The following is a 15,923-nucleotide window of genomic DNA, read 5'->3' as shown; positions in this document are numbered from 1 at the left end:
TACTAAAGATATGAACGAAACGAAACCTGTGCTCTGGAACCGGAATTTCATTCAGTGTTGTATCTCTTATTTCCTGATGAACTTCTCATTCTATATGTTGATGCCAACTATGCCGGTTTACTTGGTGGAAGTTCTGAAGATTAACCCGTCGGAAGTGGGAATCGCCCTTTCCAGTTATTCAATCGGTTTGTTATGTGTTCGTCCGTTCTCCGGATATCTGGTGGATTGTTTTTCCCGTAAACCATTATATTTGTTTGCCTTTATGGTTTTTGCCTGTATGTTTACCGGTTATTTGTTTGCAACGACGGTGTTGACTATTATGGCAGTTCGTTTTATTCAGGGTGGGTTTATGGGAATGACTTCCGTTGCCGGCAATACCATAGCGATCGATGTGATCCCTTCCAAACGAAGAGGAGAGGGAATGGGCTTTTATGGGTTGACGATCAACCTGGCGATGTCGCTCTCGCCGTTGGTGGCCGTGTTTATTTATGACCGGTTCGGTTTTCATCCTGTGGTGTTTGTCGGATTGGTAATCGCTTTGGTGGGTGTCGGTTCGGTTTGCCTGATCCGTTATCCGAAGCGGGAGAAAGTGCCGAGACCAACTTTTTCACTGGATCGTTTTATCCTGGTGAAAGCATTGCCGACAGCCCTGGCCTATCTGCTAAGTGCGATTCCTTATGGGATGGTGACCTCTTTTGTGGTGTTGTACGGGAAAGAAATCAATGTAGCAAATCCGGGTTATTTCTTTATTTTCATGGCGATAGGAGTCGGAGTGGCCCGTCTTATTTCCGGACGTTTGGTCGATCACGGAAAGATTCATCTGGTCTCGATCAGTGCACTGACGTTCCTGACACTTTCGTTTGCCGTTTTTGCCCTTTTCCATAATGAGATTGTTTTCTTCGCTTCTGCCTTGGCTATCGGTATCGGATTTGGTGTTTGTGTACCGGCTATTCAATGTCTTTTTGTGAATGTTGCTCCACATTATATGCGTGGGACGGCTACTTCCACTTATCTGACTTCTTTCGATTTCGGTGTGGGAATCGGTATGCTTGCTGCCGGTTTTATTGCTTCCCGTGCAGATCTGGCAACAGCTTATTTAGTCGGTTCGGGTTGTTGCCTGGTGTCGCTTCTGGTTTATCTGCGCTGGGTACGGTCGTCGTATGAGAAATATAAGTTGGTGGGCTGAGGTTTAGATAATATTTTTGTATTTTTATCCTGATCAAAAAAACATTACAGCCAATATCCTCCGATTGATATAAAGACCTATCGTAACAGCCACGACCGTTTTCTGATAGTGGACGGGACAGAAGTATATCATATCGGAGCTTCCCTGAAAGACTTGGGCAAGAAGATGTTTGCATTCTCAAAGCTGGATATTCCGGCTGTGGCGATTACAAATCTGTTATAGCAAATATATTAGCGATTTGGATATATTAATAAACCTGTTCGTGAACAATGTTATAAAACATACTGTTATATAGATGAACGCAAAAAGAGAGATAGATAGGAGGCAGCGGCCTCCATGTTTAGGTTTATTAATTAAATGTTTAGGTATTATGAGACGTTTTGGTATGGCTGTAGCAGCCATTTTATTATGTGCAACAGTAGGTTTTGCACGCGAGAACCGTAAGATGAGTAAAGAACCGTTTGCTATTAACTTTGAAAAACTGAGTTATTATTTACAATTAACTCCATCTCAGACAAATGAAGTAGCAAATATAAATGAATATTTCCTTGATATGCAACGTGCAAGCCTTCGTTCAAGCGAAAGCAAACAACAGAAGAAAATGCATCAGGCTGTATATGGGAACTTGAAATTGATGAAACAGGTTCTGACTCCCGATCAGTATCGCAAATATGTAACATTGTTGAATGTAACAAATAATAATAACCGCGCATTGAGCCTTTAATAATAAAAGGCACCGGGTAGTCCCATAAACGGTTATTATATCAGATAAAAGGAGATTGCGCAAATTGTTTGCGTAGTCTCCTTTTTTTCGAGTATTTTGTCATCCGGACTTCCCCTATGTCTAAAGAACTTATTCCTTTTTTCAACCATATAAAAATTTATAATAAATATTTGCTACACGGTTGTTTTCATTTCTAAATATCCCTACCTTTGCCTTCACGTATTAGAATTAAGACGTAGAAGCGTTAAGATATTATCCGACATTGAAATCTGGACAATTTCAACTACACGGATAATAACAAACAGTTTCTACGCCTATGTTGTTGTATACTCATTCTGATTATGCTAGGATATAATCGTATACCAACATAAGGCGTGGAGCTATTGTTTATTATTGTGTAGTGGGCAGTCCAGAGCCTCAATGTCAATAATATCCAATAGTCTCCACGCTTCTTTTTTGTTAACGCCGAACGGAGGAGACAGGGAGGGATAAATATATAATCATTATGAGGAAGAAAATTATATCATTATTTCTTTCTTTACTCTTTATTCCAAATTTATTTGGTAAAGACGTGAAAATAACGGTAATTCCGTCAGATGCCAAAATTTTTATTGATGGTAATTATGTGGCAGATGGAGTTACTAATGCATCTCTTAAAAAGAAAGATGGTTTTTTAGTTTTAAAGTTTGAAAAAGAGGGTTACGTGACATTAGAGACAAAATTCTTTGCGACGGATAAAAGAAAAGCAGTCTCTTATACATTACGCAGAGATGCCTTTTTTGATGTATCTGTAGCATCTGGATTAGTCAACAAGTATTTCACAGTGAAAATCTCCAATGATTTATATACAGATAAAGAAGATGGAAAACGAGACAGTGAATTAGCTTGGAAAATGATACATCAAATAATATTGAACTATTTTGATGAGATCCAAACAACAGATGTAGCATCAGGTTTTATACAGACACCTTGGTTATATAAAACATTTCCCGATGCAGATAAAGTTGTAAGAACAAGAGTTTCTGTAAAAGAAAGTAATCTTGGTGGAGATTTAACTTTCCAAATAAAAATCACATCAGAGGCCGCACCTTTAATTGGTCAAAACAGGGAAGAAACTTATCGGGAAATAAATCGAATCGTAAAAGATTTAGAACCATTAATTAGTGAATTTCAAGCCAGGTTGGGTAAATAACTAGGTATAAAACAATAAAAGAATTGACAATGAAACATTTATTAATTTCAATAGGCTTGTTGTTGGCAACAATAACAAATGCTCAAATAAAAGATACTTTTGATAGTAATTCATTAGGATGGACTGAAGCATCATCCTCTGATGGAGAAGCAGTAATAAGAGATGGGGTTATGCATATGGAGAGCAAAAAGGGTGCGAGTAATTTTGCCACCATTATGTTTGGAACAAAAGCAGAACCATCCTTTGTTGAAACGCATACATATGGGGGATTTGATCCTAATAAAGATTTCGAAATAACATGTGAGGCTCTTGTAAAGAAAATAGATGAAAATAACGTGTTTGGTATTATGTTGGATTATATAGATGAAGGTAATTTCTTATTGTTTGTTGTGACAGAACAACAATCATACCTATATAGATTCAAAGATTACCAGATGGTTGGTAGAATAAAAAACAGAATAAAGCTTAAATCTCAAAAGAAAGTATCATTAGATTTTAAAGTAAAAAGTTCATATCAAAGATTGCAATTCTATGTAAATGATATGTTAGCTTTGGAAGCAAGATATTTGCCTTTAACTTCTTCTGGAATAGGATTCTATGTGTTTGGTAAACAAACGGTTGATTTTGATAATTTGGAAATAAAACAATAAAATTTAGTTTTATCTGATTTTGAATAAAATAAAGTAACCATATTCTTCCGGAAATATCATTATATTTCTGTGGAGATATAACGATATTATACGGAGAATATGGTTGCTTTTTTCACCTCTGTATAAAAAAACTGGGGGAAGAAGACAAAAGGACAAAAGGACATAAAGCTATTTATCCTTTGTATATACCTCTGTGTGCTTTAGGATTCCGAGGCTGCTTCCGGGCAATCTGCTTTATAATAGCATCTATGCTCTGACCGGAGTCTGCCTTTGGAGACCCATTTTTTTAGAACTCGTTGGACTGTCTTGGGGTGTACATCCTGGATTATCTTGAATATCTCTGCTGCCTGACCAAAGGTAAACTTGCAGGGGAGGTTTTCGAATATATACGCATATGTGGTTTCATAACTATCTTTGTTTACAGGGATATCCGGCAAAGAAGATAATAAACGCACATGCTGATCGATCCAGAAGTCGTTCCAACTGATTACGAGTGCGATGATTTCGTCGGGGATATCATGCTTTCCCGTACGGATTCCCTTTTCATACAGTCCAAAAACCGTTAGGATCATCGCTAGATTGACATCTTTCTTTGTTAATCGTCTGATGAAGCTGTCAAGTGAATCACTTGAAAAACGAGCATAACGCATCTCTGCATCTTTGATGTAGGTGTCTAACATATCCCGCGAGCTTTTTGTCAAGTTAAAAGTTAGCTCTGCATTCATTGCATATTGGCTGAATGTCTTTGCTCTTTCTTCAAATGCTTCTTGATGAGCCTTGTAGGTGTCATAGTCTAGATCGCCTTCGTCTTTCAACCCTTGGTAGGGACTTTCCGGTAGATAGTTATTCAGGCAACGACTGGCTAAACCGTTTTCTTTATTTTTTAAAAAGTTAGTCAACTGTGCAGGTGTACCGGCCGCCAGTATGGCAAGCTGAGTTTTGTCTTTGTAGACATCTCCGCGTATTTGTGTATAAGAGGAGATAGGTTCGCCTTCATATGTCGCCCTTAAAGTAGGGGAGAGAGGGTTTTCTTTCATATCCAGATTGGAATCGATCTCTGTGGTATAGAGCAAGCAGGGGAGGAGACCGTTGTCCACTGTTTTTTGGATCAGCCTGCTTGCTGATATATTGAGAGATAAGTCAATTTTGACAAGTGCCGGTATGACAGGTTCGGCACCGCATCCACAATCCCCTTCTTTGCAATTCTTCTGGCACTTTTCCCAGTTTTTATGTTCTTCTTTTTTCTTTCGAGCCTCTTCTTTCGATTCGTTTTCGATGTGTTTAGCATGTATCCGGAAGATTTCAAATCCCCGACCGATACAGCTCTTTCCTGACGCTGCGGGGCCACTAACAAGATAGTAAAGTTTTGCTGTTGCCACTTCACCCCATTTTATCAAGCATCTTACAGATTTAAATATAGCTCCTACTGCCGTCAAAAAGGCTATCAATGTCGTAAACTGTATCTCTTTGCTGCGTTTGGGATTAATTATATATTTGTAGAAAAAGTCAAGGACATATTTTCTGGCTTCTTCTACATCCGGACATTCCGCAGGGAGTAGCTTGTCGTCGTCAATCAGTTCTTCTTCGTTGTCTGGCAACGTGCCTTTGTGTCCTTTTGTCCCTTTGTCCTTTTGGGGGGTAAAAGAGTTCTGATTTTTGCCGTGTTCGGATGAATATCTACGGTAGACATCTCTGACGGTCTTTTCGATCTCATCGGTATCGAAATCAGATTGTGCATATCTTGAAGTGCACTCTGCTACGGCATCTTCTACATCGAAGCCGGCTTTGTTTAGTACACTTGCTAATGATATTAATGTAGAGTGTCGATTTCCGACACCCCAGTTTAAATTATTACCAGCAGCAAGCAAGTATGCTACTAAAATTTTTCTTTTTCTCATTGTTATTAAAAATTTGAATTGTTAATATTATTTCTTTCCAACCACAGTGCTGTATCTACGTTTAACGGAGTTGCCTCGGGGTTATAATAAGCGTTTTCGTCATGATTCAAAAACATACATCGGCTGATGCTGTTTACGTTTCTGTCAACCTCAATATTTAAAATGTATTCGACAATGCGTGTTGTAGCCTCAAAGACATCTTTGAAATTATTATCGTTTATGCCGCCTTCCACCTCGACATAAGAAAGGATATGAATACCTTCCCCTCTGACACTTCGACATGCGAATAGTACAAACGGTAGTTTTTTTATATGGAGTATAAGCTCATTTATCCGTTCTTCGGGTATATGATCTATATCTGTCAGAATAGTGTTATAAAAGGTATGCGAATCTGCATCTTTACGCCCTTCGGGGAAGCTGGCGTGAACAGTGATTATCGGTAATAGTACTTTGGCCTCTTTATATTTCTTCTCCCAATCTTTCATCTCTTTCTCGGTAGCATCTATTATTTCCTGTTCGCAATTCTCTTTTGCACACGATTCTTCCCAACGGGCTTTAGCTTCATTATAACGGGCATAAGATTCCCGGATATCCAGAGTCTTTTCTCGTAGTTCTTTACTTTCTTTGGTCCTTTGGTATAAAACATCCAAAGGAATGTACCATCCTCTTTTTGTTGCCTTCCCATTGTTGAAACCTGAAAAAATAATTTTTTTATGCATAATTGTTTCCTTTTAAATGATTAATAATTTCGTCATCCGGTTCTCCCACATGATCAATAATGCAGTCGAACTGTTTAGGTGTAAGTACCTTTTGATAAGGTTTCCACCCCAGAAGCTCCAACTTTCGTCGGAGAGGTTCTATTCTCAGCCACTTTGCAAATTTTTGCTGGGCTGTCTTTGGCTTATCGCCGGGGAAGTAGGCTAATGCCAGTTCCCGTAATTTTATTATCTTCATGCTTATTTATTTGAGATTTATGCTGCAAATCTAGATGTAGTTATTGTGATATGCAAATAAATTTATGTGTTTTATTTTGCTGAAAATCAGCTTATTGTGTTTGTTTGTTTGCGTGTTTTTAGGTCTTGATTTTTTCCATTTGGTTACCTACAGATTACGTATACTCTCTATTTACTTCAAATTTATTTTTAAGAGTGATATGAGTATGTTGGCATGATATATATATATTATATATATATCATGCTAATACACCCATTTCATTCCTAGAAGTAAACTTAAAATAAATAAAGAGCCTAGTAATCTGTAGGTAACCAAATGGAAAAAATTTGCACATAAAGAGTTGTTGTTCAAAAAAAAATTACTTTTTTCATGTGAACATCCACGTAGTTCCATCCCATGTTATACCTATTCCGTACCTTTATGTTGTAATCAGAAAGAGAGAGGGCCCTGTTCTGATTGCGATAGTATTAATAATAAAGATTGTTTAGGTTATGGCATTGAAGTATAAATTGGTCCAACGGAGGGACATGAGTAAAGATGCAGTGGAAGGTGCAAAGAAGTATTATGGGAGTGTGTCTGCAACAGGCACTCTGGGTTTTGATCAGATTTGTTCCAGCATTTCTGCTTATAGCACGGCATCTCCCGGGGATGTGAAGCTGGTGTTAGACGGATTGGTGTTTGTGGCTTCGGAAGCGTTGTTGCGTGGTGAAGTGGTTCAGTTTGGGGAACTAGGTAATTTTCAGTTGAAAATAGGTAGTGGAGGAGTATCGGATGTAAAAGATTATGACGCGTCGATGTTTAAGAATCCGCATATTGTTTTTCGTCCGAGTTTACGTTTGAAAAGGGAAATATCTAAGGCCAGTGTAGAAAAATGGCCGATGGTAACCGCTCCTGGTTCCGGCTCCGGTTCGGAAGATGACCGGCCGGTGATTGAGTAGAAAGTGAGTTTAAGTAGAAAATGAATTTGAAGAGATTGCGCAATTTGTTGGTGCAATCTCTTCTTTTTTTACATATCTTTGCGACACTTAAAAAATAAATAATGGTTAATCTTTTATGAAACAACTAAGTCTTCCTTCTAATGCTACTTTGAAAAGTGCTGTCGTCGACTACTCTTTTATCGTGGTCGGGGCTTTTCTTCAAGCACTGAGTTATGTGCTGTTCCTTGCTCCTTTTAAGATTGTTCCGGGAGGGTGTTATGGTATTTCCATTGTGATACATTATGTAACGAAAGGAGTATTTTCGATTTTCCCGGATGGTTTGCCGATGGGTGCTACTGCTTTATGCTTTAATATCCCGTTGATGATCCTGGCAATGAAAAAGATCGGTCTGTCGTCCGGTCCTAAAACGATTGTAACATTCCTTCTGATATCCATCTTTACGGATACCCTGTCGTATTTCTGTGGAAATGAACCGTTGGTGGAGAACGATACTTTTATAGCCTGTTTCTATGGTGGAGCAATATTGGGTATCGGCGTAGCCTGTATTTTTAAGGCACAAAGTACGAGTGCCGGAACAGATGTCCTTGCCCGCGTGATAGCCAACAATTCTAATCTGAAAGTCAGCAACATGATCATTCTGTTGGATTCGGCGGTCGTATTGCTGGGATTAATCGTCTTTAAGGATTGGGCTGTTCCTTTGTATTCCTGGTTCACTATTTTCGTATATGGCAAGGTTGTTGAAATGTTCCAGACGGAAAACCCGAACCGTGCCGTATTTATCGTGTCGAAAAAGACACAGGAAATAAAGGATCTTATTGTCGGAAAGATGGGGATGCGTGGTACATTCCTGCACGGACGGGGAATGTATGAAGGTAAGGAAAAAGAGATTATCTTTACAATAGCCGAACGTAAAGACATGCCGCGTTTGAAAGACGAGATCAAAGAGATAGATCCGAATGCCTTTATATCGACAATGCATGCAAGTAAGGATTCTCCTCGTCCGGGAATTTGAGGAATTGAAAAATGAAAATTGAAAATTAAATGACGGGAAAACGTGCAAACCGACATTAATTTTCAATTTTCAACTTTCAACTTTCAATTATTTCCTATCTTTGCCGAACTTTAAACTAACATATAGAAAAAGTAATGCCTAATATCTCACAGCGGGGTGTCGACATGCCGGCTTCCCCTATTAGAAAACTAGTTCCGCTAGCCAATAAGGCTAAGGCAAAGGGTACCAAGGTGTACCATCTGAATATCGGTCAACCGGATTTACCTACTCCTGAGGTCGCGATGGAGGCCATGCGTCGTATTGATCGTAAGGTTTTGGAGTATTCTCCCAGTGAGGGAATACGTAGTTTCCGTGAGAAATTGGTTAAGTACTATGCGAAGTTCAATATCAATGTAGATGTTGACGATATAATCATCACAACCGGTGGCTCCGAAGCTGTATTCTTTTCTTTTATGGCTTGCCTGGACCCGGGTGACGAAATCATTGTTCCCGAACCTGCGTATGCGAACTATATGGCTTTTGCAATCTCAAGCGGGGCTGTGATCAAAACTGTTCCGTCTACTATCGATGAAGGGTTTGCTCTTCCGTCGGTAGAGCGTTTTGAAGAATTGATCACACCGCGTACGAAAGCGATCCTGATTTGTAACCCGAACAATCCGACCGGTTATCTCTATACACAAAAGGAGATGGATCAGATTCGTGATATCGTGAAGAAGTACGATCTGTTCCTTTTCTCGGATGAGGTGTATCGCGAGTTTTGTTATACCGGAGCACCTTATATCTCTGCTTTTCATTTGAAAGGGATAGAGAATAATGTGGTCTTGGTCGATTCTGTTTCTAAACGTTACAGTGAATGCGGTATCCGTATCGGTGCGCTGATCACGAAGAACCAAATGGTGAAGGAAAATGTTATGAAATGGTGTCAGGCGCGTTTGAGTCCTCCTTTGGTCGGACAGATCATTGCCGAGGCTTCACTGGATACCTCTGAAGAATATATGTTGGAAGTTTACAACGAGTATGTGGAACGCCGCAAATTCCTGATCGACGGTTTGAATCGTATTCCGGGTTGTTATTCTCCTATTCCGATGGGAGCGTTCTATACCGTAGCCAAGTTGCCGGTAGACGATGCCGACAAGTTCTGTGCCTGGTGTCTGGATGAGTTCGAGTATGAAGGACAGACGGTTATGATGGCTCCGGCTTCCGGTTTTTATACAACACCCGGTTTAGGAAAGAACGAGGTTCGTATCGCTTACGTTCTGAAAAAGGAAGATCTGGCTAATGCACTGGTTGTCCTGGCAAAGGCTCTGGAAGCATATCCGGGAAGAGTCGTTTAATCAGTTGACAGTTGAACAAACACTTAACTGTCAACTGTCACTTGTCAACTGTCAACTATCAACTGAATCGAATTGAACTTAGAACTATTTATAGCGCAAAGAATTCATTTTAGCAAGGAGGGTGATCGTCAGGTCACACCTCCTGCTGTGCGTATTGCCATAATCGGTATTGCACTCGGGCTGGCTGTGATGATTCTTTCTGTAGCGATTGTAATTGGTTTTAAGAAGGAAGTTCGTAATAAGGTGATCGGGTTTGGCTCTCATATCCAGATCACCAACTTTGATAATAATAGTTCGTACGAGTCGACACCGATAGCGGTAAGCGACTCTTTGCTTCAGGCACTTCATGCATTTCCCGGGGTTTGCCATGTGGAGACTTTTGCCACGAAGATGGGTATCATGAAGACCGATAACGATTTTCAGGGAGTTGTATTGAAAGGAGTGGATACGGATTATGACTGGTCTTTCTTTCGTAATAACCTGAAGGAGGGCGAGATACTCACGATAAATCCGGATAAGACTTCCACCGATGTCATTATTTCCAGATATTTGTCTAATTTGCTTGGTCTTAAACTGGGGGATTCTTTTCTGACTTATTTTGTACAGGAAGATGTCCGTGCACGTAAATTTACGATTACAGGTATTTATGAGACGGGGTTCCTGGATTATGACAAGTTGTTTGTATTGGCTGATATCAAGCAGATCCGTCGTTTGAACGGTTGGGAAAAGGATCAGGTGAGTGGTCTGGAATTACTGGTCGATGATTATGACGATCTGGATCAGACTGCAGAGGATTTGTATTTCGATCTCGTAGAGAAGCAGGACCGGAACGGGAATACCTATTTTGTTCGTTCGATAAAGGAATTGAACCCTATGATCTTTAACTGGCTGGATGTATTGGATATAAATGTGGTGGTGATATTGGTCCTAATCTTTGCAGTAGCCGGATTTACTATGATTTCAGGTCTGTTGATCATCATTTTGGAACGAACCAATATGATAGGTATCCTGAAAGCACTGGGGGAAAGCAATACCAGTATCCGTAAAGTCTTTCTTTATATTTCTTTTTTCCTTATCGGGAAAGGAATGCTTTGGGGGAATGTGATCGGTATTGCTATTTGTCTGATACAGTCTCATTTCCATATTATCACGCTTGATCCTTCCACTTATTATCTGGATGCAGTTCCCATCGACCTGAATATTCTTTCGCTTGTTCTGTTGAATATCGGAACTTTATGTGCATCCATGCTGATGATGCTTGGTCCTTCTTACCTGATCACCAAGATCGATCCGGCAAAAAGTATCCGTTTCGAATAATCCTTATTTGTTTCCCAGCCGGAAAGTATAGTCGTTTTTCCCGCGAAACGTCCGGTATATCCTTACATACAGATTGAATAAAGGTAGAATCAGTTCAAGGAAGAATAACCATCTTGTGACCGGCTTCTGCTGTAACAAATGAGCAGATTTATGCAGGATTGTCGCTTTTACAGCGAATCTGGTGATATATAACAAGCCTGCTAGAACGGATAACAGCCAGTTTCCGTAAATACCGAGAACGATTGCGGCAACAACCGCCAGGAAGAAGAGAAAATAACTCATGCTTTCCATCCTGTAGAATGTCAATGCTCCTCCTTTATAATGGCGATGGGTGGCAGCGCGCGAAACTTTCATTTCTTTCCACATACTGAACCGTTCTATTTTTGCCATTTCGGTGATGCTTTCGGGGGTATATTCCACCCGTGTGTTTTTACCGTTTGCCGATTCGTTGATGAACAGGTCGTCGTCTCCGGCGTGCAGGCTCAGTGATTTATAATATCCTTTGTGGGCAAAGAATAAATCTTTTTTATAAGATAGGTTACGTCCGTTGCCGACATAAGGGTGGCGGGTTAGAGCAGAAGATATGTATTGTAGTCCGCTCATCAGGTTATCGTAAGCGACTAGTTTATGGAAGAAGCCCTTATGGTTGCCGTAAGCACAAAATCCTAATACGATACTGGTTTCTTTATTATAGTTGCGTGCCATCGTGGAGATCCAGTTTTTGCTCATAGGCTCACAGTTCGCTTCCGTGAAAAGGAGGATCTCGTGTTTGGCAGCTTTGATTCCGACAGTCAGGGCCAGTTTTTTTCGGCTCAGATATTTTACATCTTCCGGAATATAGGTGTGATACAGATGTTTATTGTTGTTTTTTAGCTTTTTCAATACTTCGTCACTCTCATCCGTAGAGCCGTCATTCACCACGATTACTTCATATTCGGGATAGTCCTGAGTCAATAAAGACGGTAGATGTCTCCGTAGGTTTTCGGATTCGTTTTTTGCATAGACAATAACAGATACGGCCGGTTGAGCCTCTTTTTTCTCCGTATTGTTTCTCTTGGACTCCTTTAATGGGCGGGCGTATGTCACCAGATGATACAAAAGTTGAATGATAAATAAACCGGCAGTTGTGGCCGCCAGGATCAGTTCTATATTGTTGAATATGAATAAGTCTTTCATTATTGAAGCTGTATTTAAAAAAACGTACAAATGTACATGTTTCCTGCTTAATTACCATAACTCATAAAAGAAATACCCTGAAGTTCTTTATTGTCCCAGTAAATGTGCAATTAATGTAAAAGGCGGACGGAAGGAAGACAGTACTTTTGTCGCGGTAATTTTAATAGGTATAATGTGATGAATAGAAAAATGGGAATCGTGGTTCTGGTCCTTTCGTTACTGGCTGCGCTGGAACCTCTGAGTATAGACCTTTATCTTCCTGCTTTTACGGATATTGCCGAAAGTTTGCAGGTCTCTTTGAGTGAAGTACAAATATCCTTATCCATCTTTCTGGCTGGTTTTGCTATCGGGCAACTGTTTTGGGGATCGCTTTCCGATTATTACGGACGGAAAAATCCGATCTTGCTGGCGACTGCTTTATATACGGTCAGTTCGTTTGCTTCCATCTATGTGACTTCGATCGAACAACTATGGGTGATCCGTTTCTTTCAGGCTTTCGGAGGATGTGCCGGTGTCGTGGTCGGACGTGCAGCAGTGAACGACCTGTTTGTGAATGAACAACGGACGAAGGTATTCTCTTTATTGGTGATCATTTCTGGTATTGCTCCTGTCATTGCTCCGACTATCGGTAATTTGCTGTTGAAACAATGGCATTGGCACGGAGTGTTTAATACGATGGCGCTGTTAGGTGCTTGTACCATTCTGCTGACCTGGATATTTCTTCCGAAAAGTAAATCGATGCCTTTACCCGAAGGGGTGAAAGCGAAGAAACCTTCGTTGCGGGAAATGGTGAAAGGGTATGTACGAGTGATGAAAGTATGGCCGTATATGGTTTATACGATAATAGGTTGTATGGCTTACGGTGGTTTGATGGTATATGTTTCCAATGCTCCGTTCCTGATCATGGAAAAGGGCGGAATGTCGGGAGATACATTTGCCATTATTTTTGCAGTCAATTCATTGGGTTTGATGTTCGGTACCTATATTATTAATTTCTTCCTGAAATATATGACGTTGAAGAAGCTGGTGAGATATACGCTTGTTTTTCAGTTGTTGATCGGAGTATTGCTGGTGCTGACTTCGTTGGTGTCGACTTCTGTCGTGCCTTTATTGGTGTTGGTTTTCCTGAATCTGATCCCGATCGGATTGCTGCTACCGGCAACGACATCGCTTGGACTGGCTTATTTTAAGGAAGACAGCGGGGCGGCTTCGGCATTGATGGGATTCCTGCAATTGTTGTTTACCGGGATACTGTCGGCTGTAGTCAGTTTCCTGCAAAACAATTCAGTGGTACCGATGATGTGCGGGCTGTTCGTTTGCGGACTGACCTCTTTTATGCTGTTGTTTGTCGATACGCGGCGACGGTTGGCGATGATCAAAGTCCGTTCATGACAGGTCTTTCTTCAATAACGACCGGAATTGTTCGGGGGTACAGCCGCTTTGTTCCTTGAAGAAGCGGGTGAAATAAGAAGCTTCGCTGAATCCCAGGTTGAACGCAATTTCCTTGAAGCTCGAAGCTCCGGAACTGATCATGCGTTTGGCTTCCAGTAATAGCCGTTGGTCTATCAGTTGTTTGACTGTGTGGCCGACGGCCTTTTTTGTCAGTTCGTTCATCCGTTTATTGCTGAGGTTTACTTCGCAGGCGTAGAAGTCGGTGGATCGCTCGCTGATGTAATGCTTGTCTATCAGGGACAAGACTTTACTGACGCGTATATCCTGATCGACCCGGGTATCGGTGTATAATAATAACAGATGGGTGATCAAGGCGTGCATGTATGAATTAAGCAGACTTTTTCGGTGCAGTCCTTCATGTTCGGTGTAGATTAGATGAATGACCTGGCGGATAGCCGGGATTTCTTTCTCCGGGAGAAGAAGCATATTAGGAAATGTATGATCCGCATACCTCTCGATATGAAGGCAGAGGCGCTCGAAATAATCGGGATTAATGGCGAACAGAAATCCTTTCTGATCTTTTAGTTTCAGTGTATGTACTTGTCCGGGACGAAGCAGGTAAAGCTGGTTGGCTTGCAATGGATATTCCACGAAGTCGATATTGTGGCTTTCGTTTGTCCCCGTTTCCGTAAAGAATTGCAGTTCGTAGAAATTATGCCGGTGCGATCCCTGAAAATTCAAAGGCGCGCAGTTTTCAATCAGTTCGACGACGAAGAAGTCCGTTTCATCCAGGTTATGTACAGGAATATTATCTAAGAACATTTCACTTTATTTTATCGCAAAGATAGCTTTTTAATCCTTATTTTTGTGTGGCATATCCTCCTGAAATATGAATGAAACAGTTCTCGAAAAACTAAAAATATTAGCTGAATCGGCTAAATATGATGTATCCTGCGCATCAAGCGGTACTTCCCGTTCCAAGAAAAGCGGAATGATAGGAAGTGCGGCCGGTTGGGGTATTTGCCATAGTTTTGCGGAAGACGGACGGTGTATTTCTTTATTGAAGATCATGCTGACCAATTATTGTATGTACGATTGTGCTTACTGCATCAACCGCCGGAGTAACGACCTGCCGCGGGCGACGCTCTCCGTTTCGGAATTGGTCAATCTGACGATCGAATTCTACCGTCGTAATTATATCGAAGGATTGTTTCTGAGTTCGGGGGTTGTCAGGAGTCCGGATTATACGATGGAGCGATTGGTGCGTGCTATAAAGGATTTGCGGCTGATACACCGTTTCAACGGGTACATCCACATGAAAAGTATTCCCGGTGCCAGTCAGGAACTGGTGAACGAGGCTGGTTTGTATGCCGACCGATTGAGTGTGAACATCGAAATCCCGAATGAACAAAGCTTGCAGATACTTGCTCCCGAGAAAGACTTTAAGAGTGTTTTTGCTCCGATGCGTTATATCCAGCAAGGCGTTTTGCAGAGTTCGGAAGAGCGTAAGCGGTTCCGGCATGCTCCACGTTTCGCCCCGGCGGGACAAAGCACGCAGATGATCGTAGGAGCGACGCCCGATACGGATAAAGATATCCTTCGCCTGTCGTCGGCCCTTTATCAGCGACCGACAATGAAAAGGGTGTATTATTCCGGCTTTATCCCTGTAAATGATTACGACACACGTCTGCCGATGTTGAAACAACCGCCCTTGGTGCGGGAAAACCGGTTGTATCAGGCCGACTGGCTGTTGCGCTTCTACCAGTTTAAGGTGGATGAGATCGTGAACGATGCCTATCCGGATCTCGATCTGGAATTGGATCCGAAATTATCGTGGGCGTTGCGTAACCCGCAGGCATTCCCGGTCGACATTAATAAAGCGGATTACGAGATGCTCCTTCGCGTACCGGGCATAGGAGTGAAGTCGGCTAAACTGATCGTTGTATCTCGCCGTTATGGTCGTTTGGGAGCCGAGCAATTAAAGAAAATAGGTATTGTGATGAAGAAGGCGCAATATTTTATCACCTGCAATGAATTGCCGATGCATACGGTAAATGAACTGAAACCGGAGAATGTGCGCCATCTGCTATTACAAAAAGGCAGAAAGAAAATAGATGACAGGCAATTGACTTTACAGTTTCCGGAATAAT

Annotated in this window: 15 protein-coding genes and 1 pseudogene; 11 read left to right on the top strand and 5 right to left on the bottom strand. The window is 41.2% G+C overall.

The window, feature by feature from the left end; all coding sequences use genetic code 11:
- The first annotated feature begins 10 nt into the window (after positions 1 to 10).
- From BQ7394_RS17105 to BQ7394_RS17085, 5 genes and pseudogenes are all read left to right on the top strand, one after another.
- A complete protein-coding gene (locus BQ7394_RS17105) occupies positions 11 to 1,186 on the top strand; it encodes an MFS transporter (RefSeq protein ID WP_075560089.1) in 1,176 nt (391 codons plus the stop codon).
- A 39-nt stretch (positions 1,187 to 1,225) separates the two neighbouring features.
- Positions 1,226 to 1,408: pseudogene (locus tag BQ7394_RS17100) on the top strand (DNA-binding protein); the annotation flags it as partial.
- Positions 1,409 to 1,556: 148 nt separating this feature from the next.
- Positions 1,557 to 1,910 (top strand): hypothetical protein, encoded by a 354-nt coding sequence (locus BQ7394_RS17095; protein ID WP_075558537.1) that lies wholly within the window; start codon positions 1,557 to 1,559, stop codon positions 1,908 to 1,910.
- A gap of 505 nt (positions 1,911 to 2,415) precedes the next feature.
- On the top strand, positions 2,416 to 3,102 hold the full coding sequence (locus tag BQ7394_RS17090) for a PEGA domain-containing protein (protein ID WP_075558536.1): 687 nt from the start codon (positions 2,416 to 2,418) through the stop codon (positions 3,100 to 3,102).
- Between the two features lie 29 nt (positions 3,103 to 3,131).
- A complete protein-coding gene (locus BQ7394_RS17085) occupies positions 3,132 to 3,752 on the top strand; it encodes a hypothetical protein (protein ID WP_075558535.1) in 621 nt (206 codons plus the stop codon).
- Between the two features lie 200 nt (positions 3,753 to 3,952).
- Here BQ7394_RS17085 and BQ7394_RS17080 read toward each other — a convergent pair whose 3' ends face one another.
- From BQ7394_RS17080 to BQ7394_RS17070, 3 genes are read right to left on the bottom strand one after another with little or no spacing between them, the layout of a single operon-like run.
- On the bottom strand, positions 3,953 to 5,650 hold the full coding sequence (locus tag BQ7394_RS17080; protein WP_075558534.1) for a DUF3987 domain-containing protein: 1,698 nt from the start codon (positions 5,648 to 5,650) through the stop codon (positions 3,953 to 3,955).
- Positions 5,651 to 5,655: 5 nt separating this feature from the next.
- Entirely contained in the window at positions 5,656 to 6,369 is a 714-nt protein-coding gene (locus tag BQ7394_RS17075) for a BT4734/BF3469 family protein (RefSeq protein WP_075558533.1), read from the bottom strand.
- Complete coding sequence (locus BQ7394_RS17070) at positions 6,362 to 6,604, bottom strand: DUF4248 domain-containing protein (RefSeq protein WP_075558532.1); 243 nt, start codon at positions 6,602 to 6,604, stop codon at positions 6,362 to 6,364. The genes BQ7394_RS17075 and BQ7394_RS17070 overlap by 8 nt, the downstream gene beginning before the upstream one ends.
- Positions 6,605 to 7,095: 491 nt before the next feature.
- Between BQ7394_RS17070 and BQ7394_RS17065 the strand changes: the two genes are divergently transcribed.
- The 4 genes from BQ7394_RS17065 to BQ7394_RS17050 all read left to right on the top strand — a co-directional run bounded on the left by BQ7394_RS17065 (position 7,096) and on the right by BQ7394_RS17050 (position 11,205).
- Positions 7,096 to 7,542 carry an HU family DNA-binding protein gene (locus BQ7394_RS17065; protein ID WP_075558531.1) on the top strand — a complete coding sequence of 149 codons (447 nt, stop codon included), beginning with the start codon at positions 7,096 to 7,098 and terminating at the stop codon, positions 7,540 to 7,542.
- A 115-nt stretch (positions 7,543 to 7,657) separates the two neighbouring features.
- Positions 7,658 to 8,554: a YitT family protein gene (locus BQ7394_RS17060; protein ID WP_046150122.1), complete on the top strand. Its 897-nt coding sequence runs from the start codon at positions 7,658 to 7,660 to the stop codon at positions 8,552 to 8,554.
- Between the two features lie 134 nt (positions 8,555 to 8,688).
- On the top strand, positions 8,689 to 9,888 hold the full coding sequence (locus BQ7394_RS17055; protein ID WP_075558530.1) for a pyridoxal phosphate-dependent aminotransferase: 1,200 nt from the start codon (positions 8,689 to 8,691) through the stop codon (positions 9,886 to 9,888).
- A 72-nt stretch (positions 9,889 to 9,960) separates the two neighbouring features.
- Positions 9,961 to 11,205, top strand: coding sequence for an ABC transporter permease (locus BQ7394_RS17050; protein WP_075558529.1), 1,245 nt, complete (start codon positions 9,961 to 9,963; stop codon positions 11,203 to 11,205).
- Between the two features lie 3 nt (positions 11,206 to 11,208).
- Here the strand turns inward: BQ7394_RS17050 and BQ7394_RS17045 are convergent, their stop codons facing one another.
- Entirely contained in the window at positions 11,209 to 12,381 is a 1,173-nt protein-coding gene (locus tag BQ7394_RS17045; protein ID WP_075558528.1) for a glycosyltransferase, read from the bottom strand.
- Between the two features lie 177 nt (positions 12,382 to 12,558).
- Here BQ7394_RS17045 and BQ7394_RS17040 point away from each other — a divergent pair, with 177 nt between their 5' ends.
- Positions 12,559 to 13,773, top strand: a complete 1,215-nt coding sequence (locus BQ7394_RS17040) for a multidrug effflux MFS transporter (protein WP_075558527.1) — start codon at positions 12,559 to 12,561, stop codon at positions 13,771 to 13,773.
- On the opposite strand, the gene BQ7394_RS17035 is transcribed toward BQ7394_RS17040, so the two are convergent.
- Positions 13,768 to 14,595 carry a helix-turn-helix domain-containing protein gene (locus BQ7394_RS17035; protein ID WP_075558526.1) on the bottom strand — a complete coding sequence of 276 codons (828 nt, stop codon included), beginning with the start codon at positions 14,593 to 14,595 and terminating at the stop codon, positions 13,768 to 13,770. The genes BQ7394_RS17040 and BQ7394_RS17035 overlap by 6 nt on opposite strands.
- Before the next feature lie 67 nt (positions 14,596 to 14,662).
- Here BQ7394_RS17035 and BQ7394_RS17030 point away from each other — a divergent pair, with 67 nt between their 5' ends.
- Entirely contained in the window at positions 14,663 to 15,922 is a 1,260-nt protein-coding gene (locus BQ7394_RS17030; RefSeq protein ID WP_075558525.1) for a putative DNA modification/repair radical SAM protein, read from the top strand.
- Position 15,923 lies beyond the last annotated feature (1 nt).

This window comes from Parabacteroides timonensis (genome assembly GCF_900128505.1).
GTDB classification, from domain to species: Bacteria; Bacteroidota; Bacteroidia; order Bacteroidales; family Tannerellaceae; genus Parabacteroides; species Parabacteroides timonensis.
This window is presented reverse-complemented; position numbering and strand designations above follow the sequence as displayed.